10 protein-coding genes are annotated in these 20,683 nt (G+C 40.2%); 8 read left to right on the top strand and 2 right to left on the bottom strand.

Annotated elements, in window-relative coordinates:
• Nucleotides 1-140: 140 nt before the first annotated feature.
• On the bottom strand, nt 141-2,288 hold the full coding sequence (gene nasC / locus RCP16_RS13980) for an assimilatory nitrate reductase catalytic subunit NasC (protein ID WP_371748100.1): 2,148 nt from the start codon (nt 2,286-2,288) through the stop codon (nt 141-143).
• A complete protein-coding gene (locus RCP16_RS13975) occupies nt 2,200-4,419 on the bottom strand; it encodes an FAD-dependent oxidoreductase (RefSeq protein ID WP_308640570.1) in 2,220 nt (739 codons plus the stop codon). The genes nasC and RCP16_RS13975 overlap by 89 nt, the downstream gene beginning before the upstream one ends.
• Before the next feature lie 438 nt (nt 4,420-4,857).
• Here RCP16_RS13975 and RCP16_RS13970 point away from each other — a divergent pair, with 438 nt between their 5' ends.
• The 8 genes from RCP16_RS13970 (at nt 4,858) to RCP16_RS13935 (ending at nt 20,496) form a co-directional block, all read left to right on the top strand.
• Nucleotides 4,858-6,078: a nitrate/nitrite transporter gene (locus RCP16_RS13970; protein ID WP_137221429.1), complete on the top strand. Its 1,221-nt coding sequence runs from the start codon at nt 4,858-4,860 to the stop codon at nt 6,076-6,078.
• Between the two features lie 365 nt (nt 6,079-6,443).
• On the top strand, nt 6,444-7,676 hold the full coding sequence (locus RCP16_RS13965; RefSeq protein ID WP_308640569.1) for an aminopeptidase: 1,233 nt from the start codon (nt 6,444-6,446) through the stop codon (nt 7,674-7,676).
• A gap of 196 nt (nt 7,677-7,872) precedes the next feature.
• On the top strand, nt 7,873-8,955 hold the full coding sequence (locus RCP16_RS13960) for a response regulator (RefSeq protein ID WP_308640568.1): 1,083 nt from the start codon (nt 7,873-7,875) through the stop codon (nt 8,953-8,955).
• Between the two features lie 2 nt (nt 8,956-8,957).
• Nucleotides 8,958-10,826, top strand: coding sequence for a cache domain-containing sensor histidine kinase (locus RCP16_RS13955; protein WP_308640567.1), 1,869 nt, complete (start codon nt 8,958-8,960; stop codon nt 10,824-10,826).
• A 213-nt stretch (nt 10,827-11,039) separates the two neighbouring features.
• Nucleotides 11,040-12,554, top strand: coding sequence for an ABC transporter substrate-binding protein (locus RCP16_RS13950; RefSeq protein WP_137221051.1), 1,515 nt, complete (start codon nt 11,040-11,042; stop codon nt 12,552-12,554).
• Nucleotides 12,555-13,269: 715 nt separating this feature from the next.
• Nucleotides 13,270-15,570, top strand: a complete 2,301-nt coding sequence (locus RCP16_RS13945) for a glycoside hydrolase family 3 N-terminal domain-containing protein (RefSeq protein ID WP_308640566.1) — start codon at nt 13,270-13,272, stop codon at nt 15,568-15,570.
• Between the two features lie 73 nt (nt 15,571-15,643).
• Nucleotides 15,644-19,171 (top strand): alpha-mannosidase, encoded by a 3,528-nt coding sequence (locus RCP16_RS13940; protein ID WP_308640565.1) that lies wholly within the window; start codon nt 15,644-15,646, stop codon nt 19,169-19,171.
• On the top strand, nt 19,165-20,496 hold the full coding sequence (locus RCP16_RS13935; RefSeq protein ID WP_308640564.1) for a glycoside hydrolase family 125 protein: 1,332 nt from the start codon (nt 19,165-19,167) through the stop codon (nt 20,494-20,496). The genes RCP16_RS13940 and RCP16_RS13935 overlap by 7 nt, the downstream gene beginning before the upstream one ends.
• Nucleotides 20,497-20,683 lie beyond the last annotated feature (187 nt).

Here is a 20,683-nt window from a genome sequence, read left to right as displayed (position 1 = left end):
AGAATAAGTCATTTACAGATAGTTCTAGCATACATTAGTTATAGAGCAAATACGATGGTTCACAAGGGCGATATATTGTATAAATACAAAAATCTCCAAACCTGAATATATCAGATTTAGAGATTATGATCGTCTGTATATTATAGATAACGTAATGAAGCCGGACGAATACATACAGCAGATACTTTAAAGCCTGGCATTTTACAATAAGCATCCAGTGTAGGGTCAGTAGCTTGATTTACATTTTGGGCACCACCCCAATGCATCGGGACGAATAATGTATCTTCACGAATATGATTTTTGATCCGGCAACGAATAGTAAATGAACCTCGAGCCGAAGAGACTTCAACCCAATCGTTATCTTTAATATGATATCGCTTAGCAGTCTGAGAATGAATCTCCATAAAATTCTCTGGTTCGCGTGCTGTTAATGTAGCACTGCGTCGGGTCTGTACCCCTGTTAAATAATGCGCAAGCACACGTCCATTAGTCATCAGCAGAGGATAATCTGAAGAAATCGTATCTTTGGTTGCTACATTAGCAATCGATGTAAATACAGCACGACCATCTGGATGAGCAAACGAATCTGCAAACATCGTAGGTACACCTGAATGATCTAGCGAAGGACAAGGCCAGTATATTCCTTCTTCTGTACGTAGACGATCATAAGTAATACCGTAATAATCAGCAAGTCCGCCACGACTGGCTAACCGTAATTCATTAAAGATATCTTCCGCCTGTGCAAAATCAAAACCTGTATGCTGACCAAGTGCTCGGGCTAACTCACATAGGATCTGCCAATCATGTTTACTTTCATATGGAATAGGGCGGGCTGCTTCTCGTAACAGTACCCGACCTTCTAAATTGGTTAATGTACCTGTATTTTCTAAATAGGCAGTAACAGGCAACACGATATCTGCTAATTGCGCAGTCTCTGATAGAAATAAGTCAGCTACAATCAACAAGTCTAATTTCTCTAATCCAGCACGTACCAGTGGAATATTAGGATTAGATACTACAGGATTGGAACCCATTACGAATAAAGTAGTGATCTGTTGTTGATCAATAAGTTCCATCATCTCGTAAGCAGATACTCCTTTATCTGGTAAATCTTCAGGATCAATATTCCAGACAGAAGAGATATAAGCACGATCTGCTGGATTTTCAATAGAACGATAGCCGGGTAATTGATCTGCTTTCTGTCCGTGTTCTCGTCCACCTTGCCCGTTGCCTTGTCCGGTAACGGCTCCATATCCACAACCAGGTTTACCAATTTTACCTGTTGCTAATACCAGATTTAGAAAATAACGGACAGCTAAATGCCCATCGGTCTGTTGTTCGACGCCACGAGCTGTAAAAATAATACCTGTACTTGCCTGAGCATAGACTTGGGCTGCTTGATAAATAAATGCGGCAGGTACATCACAAATGCTAGCTGTCTGTTCTATATCAATATCGCGGACAAGCTCGGCTAACTCCTCATATCCGTTGGTACGCTTTTTAATAAATTCATGATCGATCCAATCTTGTTCTAACATGATTTTGAGCATGGTGTTAGCTAACAATGCATCTGTACCGGGGCGAATTTGCAAATGAATATCTGCTATTGTAGCCGTTGCAGTCACTCTGGGATCTATAACTATAATCTGTGCTCCATTTTCTTTGGCTTGGTTAAAATAAGGCATTAAGGTAGGCTGACATTCAGCAATATTGGTACCCGCCAGAATAATACATTTAGCTAATGGAATATCGGACAACTGACATGTTAATCCACGATCGATCCCGAATGTTTTACTTCCAGCCGAAGCGGCGGCAGACATACAAAAACGTCCATTATAATCAATATATTTGGTACCTATCGCAACACGGGCGAATTTGCCTAATAGATATGCAGTCTCATTGGTGAGCGAACCTCCACCATAGATACCGATGGCATCTCGTCCGGATTGTTGAATAGACTGTTGTAGACGGTTGGCTATATAATCGTTCACTTCTTGCCATGAAGCACGTACAAGCTCTCCTTGACGACGAATAAGTGGATATTTCAATCGTTCACGGTTGAACACATGTTGATGAGCATTCATGCCTTTAATACATAGACGACCTTGTGAAGCCGCATTAGGTGTACCTTCTGCCTGATAAGTCATCAGAGGCAGAGTAGGATGTAATGTTGTAGATTCGGAGGAATGAAGAGTGATTTTACATTGTACGCTGCAAAAAGGACATTGCGTGTGCATCATAAGTTCCGCCTCCTTCACGGTCGTCATTCGAATGAGTGATCGCTTCATTGTAAAATAAAGATAATACCTGTTCTCGCAGTGGAAGTATCCCTGTACGTTCCATCCAATGCCATAAAGGTTCGCTGTAATATGAATCATAACGATACAATTCCAGAGCAATATTCACTACGTACAGTACATCTGAGATATGTTCTACTGTGGTTAATAATGAAGATGCTTGAATAGGATCTGTAGCGCATCCTCCTATACTTATTTCCCAACCTGCTGGTGAATATAATATGCCGATGTCTTGTACTCGTACACTAACAGGGGAATAGATATCAAGGGCTATCGCTATATTGACTGTATGCGGTAGGGGCATCTGTTCTATATTGGATTGCCATTGTTTGATCTGATGGATCACATCATTAGAATCTGTAACCTGTTGACCAATAGCATCAGAAGAAAGTAAGTTCCGATCTAATAATAGCTGTGCATAAGGTAAGCGATAGGTATCTAGCTGCGCTACAGCATTCGCTGAATACAGATGCTGATAATAATGAATCGTTGTACGGCAAGTGCTACAATCATGATCGTGCAATATGAATGGAGATATCATCTCTGGAGTATTGTTCCATATGTTATCTTTGACCTGTTCTTTAAGAGCAGTATGAGTTAACGATGTCGATAAACAGATAGGTACGGTATCAGGATGCTCTGGAAGCTCTATTATTAAAAGAGGATCTATAGCCGTTGTTGGATCTGCTTGTGCCTGATTATCTGCCAAGCTATAACGCACAAGGGATTCGACGATCGGACGACAACCTCCGCATGAGCCAGATGCTTTGGTATGTTGCTGAACTTCATCTGCTGTCTGCAATCCATGAGTCTGTATCGATTGCAAGATCGTCGCTTTAGTTACTGCATTGCAAGCACAGACTGTAGCGGTATGTTCTAATTTGGCAGTAGCTATATCGGTGGGGCTTTGTGATTGTTGTTCGCTTAATGTAGCCGTAGATTCTAATGGATGAAGATAGGACTCCACAGATGCACCTTGTTTGACCATTTCTAATAATGCAATGCCTTCTGCGGTATCTCCATATAAAATCGCCCCTGTAATTTTGCCTGCAACAGCACTCACTTTTTTGTATGTTTTGCGTACACCATCATATTGCTGAATAACAGGTTCACAATCAGGAGCAGTCGTATCACCGACTGAAAATACAGATACACCGGATATTTTTAACTGAGAATAAGGGATAGACCCTTGATAACGATAAGGACGTTGCTGACAAATATGCTGGGCAAGCACTTTACCTTGTTCATAGAGTGGAGCGACTAAGCCGTAAGTGATGCCTTGATGTTCTGCACATTCGCCTACAGCATAAATATGTTCAATACTAGTCTGCATATAATCATTGACTACAATGCCACGCTTAACATGTAGCCCTGCATATTCGGCTAAGCGGATATGAGGACGTATACCAACAGCCAGTACAACCAGATCAGCCGCTAACTTATCTCCACTGGCAAAACGTAACCCTTGCGCACGCGTAGTTCCGGTAATTCGAGTCGTATTTTGGTTCAGATGAAATTTCATCCCTTGTTGTTCCAGTTCTTGTTGTAGCAATTGTGCAGAAAGTTGATCCAGTTGTCGATTCATCAAGTATGAAGCATTGTGAATAACATGAGCTTCCATCCCTAAATGAAGCAGACCACGCGCAGCCTCTAGACCGAGTAACCCCCCACCAATTACAGCCGCTTGACGATATTTCTGAGCATAAGTTTTCATTTGTTCGCAATCTTCAACGGTACGGAAAGAAATAACTCCTTTTTTATCAGAACCTTGAATAGGCGGAATAAACGGAATAGAACCTGTAGCAAAAATAAGGGTATCGTAAGTCTGTTGTAGACCTGAAGCGGTGGTCAGCGTGCGAGTATCGGGATCGACGTGGGTGACTGTTTCGTTAGTATATAAAGTGATCTGTTGCTGTTGATACCATGACCAATCATGCAAAATAATATGTTCAAATGTATGTTCACCCTGTAATATTTTGGAAAGTAAAATACGATTATAATTGGGGTGTTGTTCAGTACCAAAAATCGTAATTTCAAAATCATCAGGGGCTAACTTTAAAATCTCTTCGACACAGCGTACACCTGCCATGCCATTGCCGATAACTACTAATTGTTGTCGCATAACAAGTTCCTCCTTTGTCTCTATTTCAAAGGTGCATCGTTATTTACACAGAAAAAGCCCTTCTCCGTATTCTGGAAAAGGGCATCGTTGCCGTTACATCATCACACTCCATTGTGTGAAATCTTATAGATAAGAGTAATAGATCAATCTTTTAATGTCAATATAATTAACACAAAATAAAAATAAATAGAATTTAAGTTAATTATATTGACATATTAGTCAGTCGTTCATATAATTTGAATCAAATTCACATTTTTGATGACAGACAATCGCACACCACTCATATTATTTATCTCATGGCACACAATGACGTGTACCATGTAACAACGGCAATGAAGCCGCAACTTGTCCTTCAGCAATATAAGGGCAAATTGCGGCTTTTTTTATGATTACCTATAGAAAAAAATAAACACACTGTGGAGAGGATGATACACAATGATGGACAAAAAAAGTTTTTGGCAAAGCGGGCATAAGCCTACATTATTAGGTTCTTTTTTGTACTTTGATATCAGCTTTATGATCTGGGGGATGATTGGGCCGCTTAGTGTAATTATTGCGCTCGATTATCCGATGGATCCTGTACAAAAAGCACAGTTAGTCGCTTTACCGGTTCTAGGTGGTTCGATTTTACGCTTAGTCTTAGGATTCTTGTCTGATTATATTGGTCCCAAATTAACCGCACAGATCGGAATGATCTTAACATTGATTCCACTATTATTAGGCTGGCAATGGGTGCAATCTTTAGAGCAATTGTATGTTGTAGCGATATTGCTAGGGATAGCAGGCGCATCTTTTGCCGCTGCTTTACCACTTGCTGGGCAATGGTATCCTAAAGAACATCAAGGGCTTGCGATGGGGATAGCCGGGGCAGGGAATAGCGGAACCGTTATCGCTACTTTATTTGCTAATCGACTGGCTCAACATTTTGGAAGCTGGGAAATTGTATTTGGAATTGCCATGATTCCGATTATACTTGTTTTTATTTTCTTTACGATTTTTGCTAAAAACAGTCCTAACCGTCCTGAACCTAAAAAGCTATCTCAATATGCTACTGTACTTAAACAACGAGATGCATGGGTATTCTGTGCATTCTACTGTGTGACCTTTGGTGGGTTTGTAGGGCTTGCCAATTACTTAACGATTTTCTTTAATACTCAATATGGATTAACAGCCGTACAAGCGGCAGATATTGCTACTATTTGTGTGATAGCAGGAAGCTTTTTCCGTCCGGTAGGTGGATTTCTGGCAGATCGTATCGGTGGAACCAAGATGTTGATGTATCTATATTCAGGTGCAGGCATCATGTTAGCATGTGTTTCGTTTTTACCACCACTTCCGGTAGTTGTCAGCTTACTCTTTGTCGGTATGATGTGTCTGGGGGCAGGGAATGGATCTGTGTTCCAATTAGTGCCTCAACGATTTGGAAATGAGATTGGTCTAATGACAGGGATTGTAGGTGCGGCAGGTGGATTAGGCGGATATGCATTACCTCTTATTTTGGGCAATCTATACAAAGCGACAGGCTCCTATACATTAGGATTTATTATGCTCAGTATTATTGTGTTATGTTGCCTTAGCTTGCTAGTAATTATGCAGATCAAATGGCGGACAAGCTGGTTAGACCATAACGTTACCAAAACAGCACGTCAGGCAAGCTAATCCTTGTCAAATCAGTACTTTTGAGCAGAGATTGATACCATTCATCATGCTAAATATGCACTGATAATGTTAAATATGCTATGAAAAAAGCGCGATCTTATGACTCTATTGCAGAGGATAAGATTGTGCTTTTTGTGTATAGGATTATAGGTAGGTGGCTCCTCCTAATTCAGATAAGATAGATAATCCAAAGATCAATTGGTTTAAATAGTGTGGTTTGAGATGATAAAGAGTATAATAGATAGCATTGATTCAAGATGAAAAGAATATACTTGCTAAGTAGTTAAGTTATAAATCATCTATAATTGATTCTTGCATTACTTGTTCGTAACGTGATTACAAAAGATCATAAAGGGGCGAAGAAAATGAGTGAATTCAAATTAATGTTAGAAAAATATGCAGAACTTGTTGTTAAAGTCGGCGTGAATATTCAGCCAGGACAAGTACTGATCGTACAAGCGCCTTTAGAAACAGTCGACTTAACTCGTCTGATTGTTGGCAAAGCGTATGAAGCAGGGGCGAAGTATGTACAGGTCGATTGGGATGACGAACAGATTACTCGTATTCGTTATGAAAAAGCAACAGACGAGTCATTTGGCTATTATCCTCAGTGGCATGCTGATATGTTGGAGAAATTCGCTGAAGAAGGCGGAGCGATTTTACATATTAAAGTGCCAGATCCTGAATTGTTCAAAGGAGTTGATTCATGGAAAGTATCTACAGCTGTTAAAGCAGCAGCGATTGCTCGTGAAAATTATCAGGGATATACACGGAATAGCCGAATTAGCTGGTCATTAATCAAAGCCCCTACACAAGCTTGGGCGAATAAAGTATTTGCAGATTTGCCAGAAGAAGAACGTGTATCTGCGATGTGGGAAGCGGTATTCCAGATGAATCGTGTCGGTTCAGATAATCCGGTCGCCGCTTGGAGAGATCATATTGATCATTTGAAAAAAAGTCAGGATATTCTCAATGCTAAACGCTATAAGAGCTTACATTACCGTGCACCAGGCACCGATCTACACGTTGTCTTGCCAGAAGGTCATCTATGGCGTGGTGGCGGTGGCGAAAATGAAAAAGGCGTTTACTTTGTTGCCAATATGCCTACAGAAGAAGTGTACAGTATGCCTCACCGTACAGGCGTAAATGGAACAGTGAGAAGCACATTACCACTTAACTTGAACGGTCGTCTGGTTGAAGGAATCGAACTTACGTTTAAAGACGGCAAAGTGATTGATTATCAAGCGACATCAGGACGTGAACATTTAACTTCTCTTTTGGAAACAGATGAAGGTGCTTCTTATCTAGGAGAAATTGCGTTGGTTCCTTACGATTCACCCATTTCACATTTAAAACGAGTCTTTTATAATACCGGTATTGATGAAAATGCTTCTTGTCACTTTGCGCTAGGTAGTGCGTACCCGACCAATATTGAAGGGGGTACACAAATGACGAAAGAGCAATTACAAAGCAAAGGTGCAAATGTAAGCTTAACTCACGTAGACTTTATGGTAGGATCAGATCAACTGGATATTGACGGAGAATTAGCAGATGGAACGATCGAACCTGTATTTCGTCAAGGAAATTGGGCTTTCTAAGCCCTTTTTCTTTATCTTTTTTTAATGTACAGATTTTTGATAGCGTTATCATTTTGAAAAAACGAAAAATTTAGTTCGAAAACAAGTGAAATTAGATGTAAGAAGACTTGTCATGAACTAAAGAATAACGGTAAGATAAGCGTAATTAATCGATCACGACACAATTTCACAATTTTCGACAGAAGGTGGCTAGGTGATGAAAGTATTACTTGTTGATGATGATGTCATAGTATCCCGCGGACTTCGTAATATTATTCCATGGCAAGAATTAGGAGCAGAAGTGATCGGAGAAGCTCGTAATGGCAAAGATGCTTTAGAAATTGCTTTGCGTCTGCATCCTGATCTGATTATTACCGATATCAAAATGCCTATCATGGATGGTCTGGAATTATGTTGTCGTATTCGTGAATTAATGACGGATACAGCAATCGTGTTACTCAGTGCTCATGAAGAATTTGATTATGCTCGTCAGGCGATGCAATACGGAGTAGATACGTATATCGTCAAGCCTATGGGACGCAAAGAAATCAGCCAATTAACCACTTATATTCAAGAAGTCTCCCGTCGCAAAAACGAAAAGCTACATCATTATTCTTCCCTTTTTAATCGTCAATTGGAACTGAACTGCTATGAAGCACTCAAAACAAGTAATCTACTTTTTTTTAAAGAGCTATTTGAACATGAATTAGCGTTATCCACAGCCAGTCATAATGAGATCAAAGAATTATGTATGCGTCTACTCAATATTTTATTTGATTTTTATCAAGGAGTAGGCGGAGATCGAGCGTCTACGTTATTACAATCCAAATCGACACGTTTTGATGATCTCTATAATCTCAAAACCCGTCATGAAGCAATATCATTTACGTATGATCTGTTCCGTCAGGTCAATGAACTAGCCACCGAGAAGAAGGAAGATCGTCAGCATTCATTAGTGCAATATGTGAAGCAGTATGTACATGATAATATCTACAATGTAAATCTATCACTTGCTGATATTGCTTATCATATGGAGCGTTCACCTGCGTATCTCAGTGCAGTATTTAGTCAAAATACCGGTGTGAAATTAAATGTATATATTACGCAGAAACGCATCGATCAAGCCAGACAGTTGTTACTTGATCCGTCTTTGCCGATCTATAGTATTTCGGAAAAATTAGGCTTTCAAGATCCGCATTATTTTGCCCGTGTATTCAAAAAAGTAGAAAGTATTACACCTTCAGAATATCGAAATCTATATCTGAACCATAGTGTACGTGCTGATGCTGAGGTGAAATAATCGTGTTCAAAAACAAGTCGATGTCTTTTATCCCCAAAGCGAGCATTAAAATCAAAATTGCAGTTTTATTTATCGTGCTGATTACTTTATCTGCACTGTTGTCTAATGGAATACTGTACTTTGTATTTATGAACATTATGCGAGAACAACTGCTGGAAGATCAGCAGAATATTATGCTTCAAAGTCGCAGTAATGTGCAAAATGTAGAGAATAGCATCGATCAGGCGACATACTACTTTTCAACAGACAAAACGATAGCTGATATTCTTAACAAAGCGACATTTGATGATATCGAAAGTTATCGGGATCTTAATACAATCAATCAGCAATTTATCAAGTATCTGGATGTGCCGTTGAGTAATGTGGTCAGTACGTATTCAGCTACTTTTTTTGTCAAAAATACATTTCCTGTTGCCGCAGAATTACCTACGATTCAGTTAGAGCAGTTGAGTAAGTTACCCGGTGGAACAGGCTCTAATCGCTTTTTTAATTCAGATGAAGCGGAAAATGAAGAGTGGTTTAAGCGTACCGTTGAATTGAGTGGTACATTAAATATCTTTTATGCAAATGACGATCGTGATCGTGTTTATTTTGCCAAGCAAGTACGTAATCCCTTAATTCTCAATACCACTAATGAAATGGGTGTTATTGTGATTGCGATTGATACGTCTGAATTTGGTAAGCAGATTGAAGCGTCACGACTGACACAGGGAACACAGTTATTATTAGCAGATCAGAATAATCAAGTCTTGTATAGCAATAATCCTACTTTAAAAGGAATGGATATTAGCAGTACACCTGACTTAGCACCTGTGTTGCAGTATACGGATATCGGCGGAACCAGTGATCTTAAGTACAATCAGACACGCTATATTGCAGATACGTATCCGCTTAAATGGGGCTGGAATCTAATCGCCTTAATTCCTTATAGTGATATTACAGATCGGTTATCGATTATTTTCGATATTATCGTAGGAATTACAGTAGCTGTTATTGTAGCAGGAATAAGCTTTACTCTACTCTTGTCCAACAGTATTGCACGTCCGGTGATCAAATTAGCCAATGTAATGAGAAATATCAAAGATGGCTCGACAATGGATGTATTTATTGAGCCACCAGAGCAAGATGAAGTGGGTGTGTTATATCGTCAGTTCAATAATCTTATGAAACGGATCAATGGATTAGTAGACGATGTAATCGAAAGCGGCGAACGAGAACGACAAGCCGAAATGAAAGCTTTGCAAGCTCAGATCAATCCTCATTTTATATACAATACACTTGATTCGATTAACTGGATGGCGCTTAGTAAAAATGAAGATGATATTGTCACCATGGTATCTTCACTGGCTCATATTTTGAGATACAGTATTAAGCAACCCAATGAACAAGTTCCATTACGACAAGAGATCGAGCATGTGCAGAATTACGTCAATATTCAATCTCTTCGTTATGGCGATAATTTTCAAGTGAGTTATGATATAGAACCTGAACTATACGATTATTTATTGCCCAAATTTATTATTCAGCCCTTAATCGAAAATGCGATCCTACATGGCACAGAACAAATTACAGGTCAAGGTAAGATTGTATTACGCGCTTATACAGACGGTATCGTGGTACGCATTATTGTAGAAGATAATGGCCCAGGAACCGATACAGCATTGTTAAATGATTATTTGGATCGAGAGCAAGAAGTATTGCATAGCTCAGATGGAATCGGAATTAGCAATATTCATCAGCGAATTAAGTTGCATTATGAAGATAATATGTTCGGTTTACGCTTTTATTATACAGATAATGTAATGAAATCTGTCATCACTGTTCCGTATAAAGTAAGTAAGAAAACGCTTACCGAAAAAATATCCACCTAATCTAAAGAAAATACGGTACACCTTTCTGACAGCCTGAAGGATAATAAAGATACAAAGTTTGAGCCATTCCAGAAGAAGAATTCTAAAGGAGTGGCTAAAGAATAATCCCTGTACGTTACAATTACAAAAAAGTACATATTATTCTTTAAACAACGGTTTAATAACATTATTTTGCAGTGAAGATGGATAAAGAACGAAAAAGGGGATGGGTCTATGTTACGCAAATCAAAAGCATGGTCTTTAAGTCTAGTCGTGATTATGATGTTATCTATTGTCTTGTCTGCCTGTGGCGGTTCCAAAGAAAGTAACGGAACAACAGCAGATGGTAAGCTGGCTCCTGTCGAATTGATCTTTTACAATTATGCAACGCCGATGAAAGGTCAAGATCGAGTGATGGAGAAAGTGAACGAATATCTGAAGCAGAAGATCAATGCTACGATCAAAGTAGTAACGATGGAAGGCAGTGACTTTGAAACCAAAGTACCTGTGATGTTGGCATCGGGTCAACCTATGGATATCGTATTTACAAGTTCATGGACCAATAACTATTTGTCCAACGTCTCCAAGCAAGCTTTCACACCCTTAACTCCACTACTGGATCAGTACGGACAAGATTTGAAAAAAACAATTCCTGATACCCTGTGGAAAGGGATGACAGTGAACAAAGAATTATATGCTGTACCGATCTACAAAGAAATCGGTCACCAAGTAGGCGTCTTATTCCGTAAAGACCTGGTCGATAAATACAAATTAAATGTAGCAGGTATTCAATCCTGGAAAGACATGGAGCCGATCTTACAGACTTTACATGAAAAAGATCCAAGTATTCTTGCTTTAGATGGTACAGAAGGAATGTATCGCTCTTTCCCTGTCCAACATATGTCTGGTGACTGGAACTTACCGGGTATCATCAATGTAGGCGACAAACCATATTATGCCCGTTCCGACGATAAAATTTTCAATCAATATGATACACCTGAATTTAAAGAGTTCGTGGAGACAGCTTACAAATGGAATCAAGCAGGCTATACACCTAAAGATGTCGATTACCAGAGCGAAAACGATTGGAAAGCAGGCAAAGTGTTTGCCGGTTCTCTACTATATGCTCCCAACTATGTCTACAAACGCAGTGCTCAATTAGGATATGAATTGGATTATCAAAATCTAGGTAAAGGCGTTGTGGAAACCAGTGATGTTCAAGGCGGCGCCTATGCGATCCCTCGTTCATCGAAAAATCCAGAACGTGCCATGATGTTCCTTAACTTGCTATACACTGATCCAACATTAGCGAACTTATTTGTACACGGTATTGAAGGACAAGATTATACTAAAGTCGATGATCAATTTATCAAGCCTGCAAAAGGTGTAGATGCCGCTAATCCAGATTATGACTACGGTTATGGTTGGATGTGGGGAAATGTGAATATGTTCTACTATGATCAATCGTATCCTAAAGATACGTTAGAACAATTCAAAAAGTTCGAAGACAATAACACCCCTGCACCAGCATTAGGATTTAACTTTGACACCACACCGGTACAGACTGAGATCGCTGCGATTAATAATGTGATCAGTGAATATTACAAACCACTAGTCACCGGAACCGTTAATCCAGATGAATATCTTCCTAAATTTATCCAGAAGTTAAAAGATGCTGGTGTAGATAATATGCTTGCTGAAATGCAAACTCAATACGACACATGGAAATCCCAACAAACCGGTTCCTAATTTCCAAAAGCATCACCAGCAATTCCATACCACACCAAAGGACGGAACCCCCATTCCGTCCTTTTCTTTTTAAACAAATCAAATAATAAATAAAATTTACAGGTATCCCACCTCAAGAACAGAAGTAGTTAATATAGCCAATTTTTTAAAAAGAAACCAAAGATCACGAAATCTCTATATTTTTTTAACTAAGATGCTATTCATAATCCTAAACAATCTATCTCAAACTCATGACCTCAAACCATATACAAATAAATAAAAAGGAACTAAAGCAAAATAACTAAAGTAAAAAATACCAGACTATCACTTATTAATACACTAACAGCCAAAAAGTAATAACTTCTCACCCAAACCAAACCTAAAAAACCTAAATTTAAATCCAAGTTTAAATCAAATCACCATACTAAAAGCAAAACTAAATATTTCTATCTTACATCACTATCATCTTTACCATGTCCTACCCTACCCACCCAAGTTGCTAGAAATAAAGGTGAGAAATTCGCACCTAGCACAGAGCGGAGGGGGAGGAGAGGCTATGAAAGAGCGAAGCGCTCGCCTTTGTAAAGAAATCCCGACCACTAAAAAATTCATTCAGGGATTTCTTTACACCAGCGACGACAATAGCCACTCTACCCCCGCAGCGGTGTACCCTAGACGTGCAGAAACTTTCCACTTTATTCCTACCCTGCAACTCCAATTGAAAGGATGATCACACATGACCAACTATAAAAATCCAGCACTTTCAATCGAAGAACGCGTACAAGACTTGCTTGCTCAAATGACATTAGACGAAAAAGTAGGGCAACTGATCCAATTGTTTGGCTGGCGTACTTTTAGCAAAAATGAAGATGGAACCGTTACCCTTACTGAAGAATTCAAAGAAGATATCCGCCAGGGTAAAATTGGTTCATTATATGCGACATTACGTGCCGATCCGTGGACAGAAGTGACACTGGAAACAGGGCTGTCTCCAGCAGAAGGAGCCGCCGCACTCAATGATATCCAGCGCTTTGTGATCGAACATTCCCGATTAGGGATTCCACTGATGTTTGGCGAAGAATGTTCACACGGACATATGGCAATCGGGGCTACGGTATATCCAGTTCCACTGCTTGCCGCAAGTACATGGAACCCTGCTTTGTATCAACAAATGTGTGAAGCGGTAGCGATAGAGACACGTAGTCAGGGCGGAGTAGCGACCTATTCCCCTGTACTCGATATTGTGCGTGATCCACGCTGGGGCAGAACCGAGGAGACATATGGCGAAGATCCTTATCTCGCAGGAGAACTTGCCGCCGCCGCTGTTATGGGTCTACAAGGAAAAGGCTTAGATTCACCAGATACCGTAATCGCCACGTTAAAACATTTTGTCGGTTATGGCGCTTCAGAAGGTGGACGTAATGCCGCACCTGTACATATGGGAATGAAAGAATTGCATGAGATCGATCTGGTTCCTTTCCGCAAAGCGATTGAAGCAGGAGCAATATCGGTCATGACCGCATATAACGAAATTGATGGGGTACCTTGTACATCCAGTGAGTACTTATTAGATGAAGTACTGCGCAAGCAGTGGGGATTTGATGGATTTATTATTACAGATGCAAGCGCTATGAATATGCTAGTGCACGGCTATAATGTCGCGGAGACAGGAGAAAAAGCGACTGCCTTATCGCTACAAGCAGGAATTGATCTGGAAATGTCAGGTTATATGTTTGGTAAATATCTCAAATCCGCATTAGAGCAAGGCATTGCGCAAGAAGCCCATTTGGATCAAGCGGTTAGCCGTCTACTCAAAGTGAAGTTTCAGTTGGGTCTATTTGATCAACCTTATGTCGATCCCGAACGTGCTGCCCGGGTGATCCACAGTCCAGAACATATTGAACTGGCTCGTGAAGTGGCGAGACAAGGGATTATTTTGCTCAAAAATAAAAATGAAGCATTACCTTTACAACCAACATCTACTGGAAAAATTGCAGTGATTGGACCCAATGCCAATAAACCATATAACCAATTGGGTGATTACACTTCACCTCAACCGGCAGGCAAAGTGATTACGGTGTTAGAAGGGCTTCGCCAGAAGCTCGGTGTAGACAGCGATCAACTGCTATATGCTCCAGGGTGTCGGATTAAAGACGAGTCACAGGAAGGATTCGATCTTGCGTTAGAGACTGCCAAGCAAGCAGAGACCGTAATTCTGGTATTAGGTGGATCAAGTGCACGCGATTTTGGCGAAGGAACGATAGACTTACGAACAGGGCAATCACTAGTGCATGATTCGGAAGAAAGCGATATGGAATGTGGAGAAGGTATCGACCGCTCTAATCTGAATTTGACAGGAGTGCAACTCGAATTATGTCAGCAGATCTATGCACTTGGCAAAAAGTTAATTGTAATTTATATCAATGGACGACCTGTAGCAGAGCCGTGGATTGATGAACATGCAGATGCGATTATCGAAGCATGGTATCCAGGGCAAGAAGGCGGTCATGCTTTAGCAGAGATTTTGTATGGCGAGGTAAATCCTTCCGGTCGGCTGACTATATCTGTTCCTAGACATGTTGGACAGTTGCCTGTTTATTACAATAGTAAGCGGACACGTGGGAAACGTTATTTGGAAATGGATTTGCAACCAGCTTATGCTTTTGGACATGGACTCAGCTATACCACTTTTGCATACAGTCTACCTGTAGTAAGTCCTGCTGAGATTGCGCGTGATGAACATACTCAAGTGAGTGTAGAGATCACCAATACAGGACAAGTCGCAGGTTGGGAAGTGGCTCAATTGTATTTGACGGATTTATTCGCTTCTGTTACTCGTCCAGAAAAAGAACTGAAAGGATTCCAAAAAGTCTTTTTACAACCTGGCGAGACACAGACTGTGACGTTCACACTCACACCAGAACATTTGGAATTAGTCACTTCTCAATTGGATCGTATTGTCGAACCCGGCGAGTTCCATTTACAAATTGGTAGCAATTCGGTTGAAGGTCAGGTCGTGACGTTGACGGTTCGTTAATCTCTAAGGGATATGAAATGAATATAGATATAAGATGATACCTTAAGTCAATGACTATTCGAGGAGGCAGTATATGTACCGGATCGAACGATTTATCAAACATTTATCTACCAAGCAATGGTTAGAGACCAAAGAACTGAATCAATGGACTGTAGAAGAAGCACGTTATGTGACACCTGATCATTATGAGATCACAGTTCCGCGCCAGAACAGTGATATGAACTTACGATCCACCTATGGCATCACTTACTTTTTACACACGCAAGAGCAGATTCCAGCTTCATGGTCAGCACATCCTGTCGGCTTAGTATTCAGTGCAGGCGGTGGAGAAGGATTACTTAAAATCAATGGCGAGTTCTATCATGGGCTGGATAAAAATCATACGTTTGTTCCTTTAAGAGAATCTTATACTGGTACAGAAATTCAGCTAGATATTGAATTATACGATCCTATTCCTGAACCGCACGATCCACTTAATGGGCAACCTGAATATGTAGCTCCATTAAGCCGGTACAATGCCAGTCTGGTAAGCATCAATGGTGGATTGCGTAGTCTAATGTACAGTGTACGTGTATTGCTACATAGTATGCGCCGTTTACCTGAAAATGAATTACGCCGAATTGCTATTCAGAAAGCGTTAGAACAAGTGATGAATACCGCTTATAATCTTCCAGAAGAATCATGGCAACTGGAAGAACCGTGGCAACAACTGGAACAGTTATTACGAGAACAAGTACAAGCTTTTGCTCCAACAGCAGCAGACAATGGCTATATGTATATGATCGGACAATCACATATTGATATCGCATGGTTATGGCCTGTACGTGAAACGGTACGTAAATCCAGTCGTACATTTTCAACGATGTGTACATTAATGGAGCAGTATCCTGAATTTATCTACTCTCAGAGTCAGCCACAACTGTTTGCTTATGTGAAAGATCATTATCCAGAGCTATACACCAAAGTCAAAGAACGGATCGCAGAAGGTCGCTGGGAATTGGTAGGCGGAATGTGGGTAGAACCTGATCTGAATATTCCGAGTGGAGAGTCGTTAGCACGTCAGTTATTGTATGGACAACACTTTTACCGTGATGAGTTCGGGATCACTTCAACGATTGAATGGTTACCGGATACGTTCGGATATTGCGCATCTTTACCGCAATTGTTGCGTCAAGCGGGAATCGATTATTTTATGACCACCAAGCTCAATTGGAATGATACCAATATCTTCCCGTATGATCTATTTCACTGGGTAGGTATTGATGGAACGCCAATATTGTCTTATCTCAATCATGGTGTGAATGAGTCGACAACTCCCAAAGATATTGGAGAGCACTGGGAATATTTCCGTCAAAAAGATGTCCATCCTCAACAAATGTTATTGTACGGGCATGGCGATGGTGGTGGCGGAGTCACTCATGAAATGATCGAATATGTAGAGCATGCAGACTTGATGGTAGGATTACCGCAAGCTGAATTTGGAACAGCTAAAGACTTTTTTGCACAGACATTAGAGTCAGCCGATGATCTGCCGGTATGGCGTGGCGATCTGTATCTAGAGTTGCACCGGGGAACGTATACAACACAAGCATGGAATAAACGCCACAATCGCAAAGCAGAACTCCTTTATCGTGAAGCTGAGATTTGGGAACGTTTAACAGCTATTTATTTTAATCAACATAGTCTAACAGAGACATCGGTAGTCGAATCATCCATAGAAGAGGCTTCATTTCAAAAGTCGCAACTGTTGTCTAAGCAACATGCAGATGATGGATTGTCAGTACATGCAAGTCTGTTTGAGCAATCAGAAGATGGCATGATTACCAAGCAACAATTTAAAAATGGATGGCTCGGTATTATGCTCAATCAGTTTCATGATATTGTACCAGGTTCAGCAATTCCTGAAGTCTATGATACTTCAGAAGTGGAATATGCTCAGATTTTACGTATTGGAGAAAGTGCTCTGAATCAAGCCCTAACTCCGTGGACAACCATGATCGCAGAACAGCTTGCATATTCTAATCAATATCATGGAACAGCCTATGCCATATTTAACAGTCTAAGTTGGGAACGTGGAGAATGGATACAGATCGAAGGTGGCGAAGAGTTAGCAGATGTGCAAGTCTATGATCAAGCTGGGCAATTACTACGCAGTGATCTAGTGACACCAAGCACTCTTGAACCATCAAGTATACCTTCTACACCGTCAAATTATGCGGATGTTCCCAAGCTTCTATTTACAGCAGCTCAGCCTATTTTACCCGGACATACCACCAATATAGATTCAGCTGCAACTCAAGAAACAAAAAAGTTATCCACAGAAAATGATGATCAATTGGAAAATAAATACACTCTACGTATCTATGTACCATCAATTCCAGCATTCGATTATCAAGTGATCTGGTTACGTGCAGAGGATGAAATGAATACAGTATCAGCGTATGCAGATATTCATTCGACGGTAGAAGTAGAAGTAGAAGATAGAATAGGAAAATCTGTTCCAGCAGTATGGGAAACTCCTTTTTATCGTATCCAGTTTAGTGAACAAGGTGAGATATCGTCTTTGTATGATAAAGAGTATGAACGTGAAGTGTTGAAAGAACATCAACATGGCAATGTGTTCGGCTTTTATCATGATCGCCCGTTGCTGTGGGATGCGTGGGATATTGATCCACATTTTGCAGAACAGATTGCAGATACAGCTCAATTGATCTCTTCACAAGTCATTATGCATGGACAGACAGGCGATATTTTACACTTCCGCTGGCAAATTGGGCAGTCGATTATTTCGCAAAAAGTGTTCTTGTATACCGATCATCGCCGAATCGATTTCAAAACAGAGGTAGAGTGGAATGAAAGTCACAAATTACTAAAAGTATCGTTCCCTGTAGATCTCGTTGCAGAGCAAGCCACCTATGAGATTCCTTTTGGTGCTCTAGAACGTACGATGAATAGGAATACCAGTTGGGATCAAGCACAGTATGAAGTCTGTGGACATCGCTGGGCAGATATTTCAGAAGGTAATTATGGGGTTAGTCTGCTTAATGATTGTAAATATGGCTACGATATTAAAGACTGCAATATGCGTCTGTCTTTACTACGAGCACCGAAATGGCCAGATCAAGGTGCAGATCTAGGTCATCATGAGTTTACGTATTCGCTATTACCACATGGTGACAATTGGCGTGAAGCTCATATTGTGCGTGCCGCCGCAGAACTTAATCAACCAGCATCACATCGGATCATCGAATTCCAGACTACAGCTGAACAGACACAACAACCAAGTCAGTTACAGGATAATTTATCTTATTCTATTTTCTCGTATGATAGTGAGCATGTTATTTTAGATACGATGAAGCCAGCAGAAGATGGTCAAGGAACGATTATCCGTCTCTATGAATCTTCAGGCAGTCGAGGTAAAGCGCATATTCAATTACCTGCACAAGCAGAAGATACCACCGAGCATGTAATGACATTAGTCAATATATTGGAAGATCATCTAGACACGTTAACTATCACCGATCATCTTGTAGAGCTACATTTCAAACCTTATGAGATCAAAACATTGAAATGGAATAAGGGGGATCTATCATCATGCTAGAAAAATTAGAACATGTTCAAATGTCCACATTCGAACTGCCACAGGCCGTTCAGGATGTGCTAGCAGAAGCAGAGCAAGCGTTAGTAGATCGTCCAAAGTTAGCTGAACTCTTTCGTAATTGTTTTCCAAATACATTAGAAACTACAACCAAATTAATGGACGATGGCTCTACATTCGTAATCACAGGCGATATTCCGGCAATGTGGTTACGTGATTCGGTCGAACAGTTAATGCACTATGTGCCATTGTGCAAAGAAGATAAACAGCTACAACGAATAATCAGTGGATTGATTAGACGACATATGTTTTATCTAGAGATAGATCCATATGCCAATTCATTTAATGAAACTGCCAATGATTGGCATTGGGACCCGGCAGATGAGACAGAGATGAGCCCGTGGGTCTGGGAACGCAAGTTTGAACTGGATTCGCTTTGTTTTACGATTCGCTTGGCGTATCACTATTGGAAAACAAGTGGCAATACCGATATTTTCGACGCAGGTTTTAAGCAAGGGTTACGTACTATTTTCCAATTATGGAGAACAGAACAACGTCATATGGAAGAATCACCGTATCGTTTTACCAGACGCAATTGTCCGGCAATTGATACGATCCGTAATAAGGGACTCGGGATGCCTGTTAACTACACAGGAATGATCTGGTCAGCTTTCCGTCCTAGTGATGATGCTTGCGAATTTCATTACAGTATTCCTTCCAATATGTTCGCTGTCGTTTCTCTGCGCCAAATGCAAGAAATGGTACGAGCTGTCTATCGTGATGAAGCGTTCTGCGCCGAATTGGCTGAAATGGAAGAAGAAATTCAGCATGGTATCGAACTATATGGTATTTATCGTCATCCTGTACATGGCAATATTTATGCTTATGAGACTGATGGTTTTGGCAATTATTGTCTGGTAGATGATGCAGGAACACCAAGCTTGTTATCAATGCCTTATCTTGGTTATTGTGATGTGAACGATCCGATGTATCTTAATACACGGAAGTTTATTTTAAGTACCGAAAATCCATACTATTTCGAAGGAAAAGCTGCCAAAGGCATGGGTAGCCCTCACACACCAGCAGGTTATATCTGGCATATGGGATTATCCATGCAAGGATTAACAGCCAATAATGATGCTGAAATAGTAGACATGATCCATTTATTAGAAACTACCGATGCAGATACAGGTTATATGCACGAAGGATTCCATTCAGATGATCCGACAATCTTTACCCGCCCATGGTTTGCATGGTCCAACAGCTTATTTTCACAGTTAATCTATAAAGCGATACAAAAAGGTTTACTTACCAAGCCATCATCATAAAACACATCAAAATGTTGAATAAAGTTGAAATTCATTATTTCAAAAATTACTTAATGCGTAACTTAATAAAATCAGTTATAGTAAAAGAGTACAAAATAACAAAGTACAACATCATCACCAGAAAACAAAACGATAACTAACCAATCTTGATCAAGCATTATTATTCAACTAAAGTTATTTCTAAATT

Source organism: Paenibacillus nuruki (genome assembly GCF_963311185.1).
Lineage (GTDB): Bacteria > Bacillota > Bacilli > Paenibacillales > Paenibacillaceae > Saccharibacillus > Saccharibacillus nuruki.
This window is presented reverse-complemented; position numbering and strand designations above follow the sequence as displayed.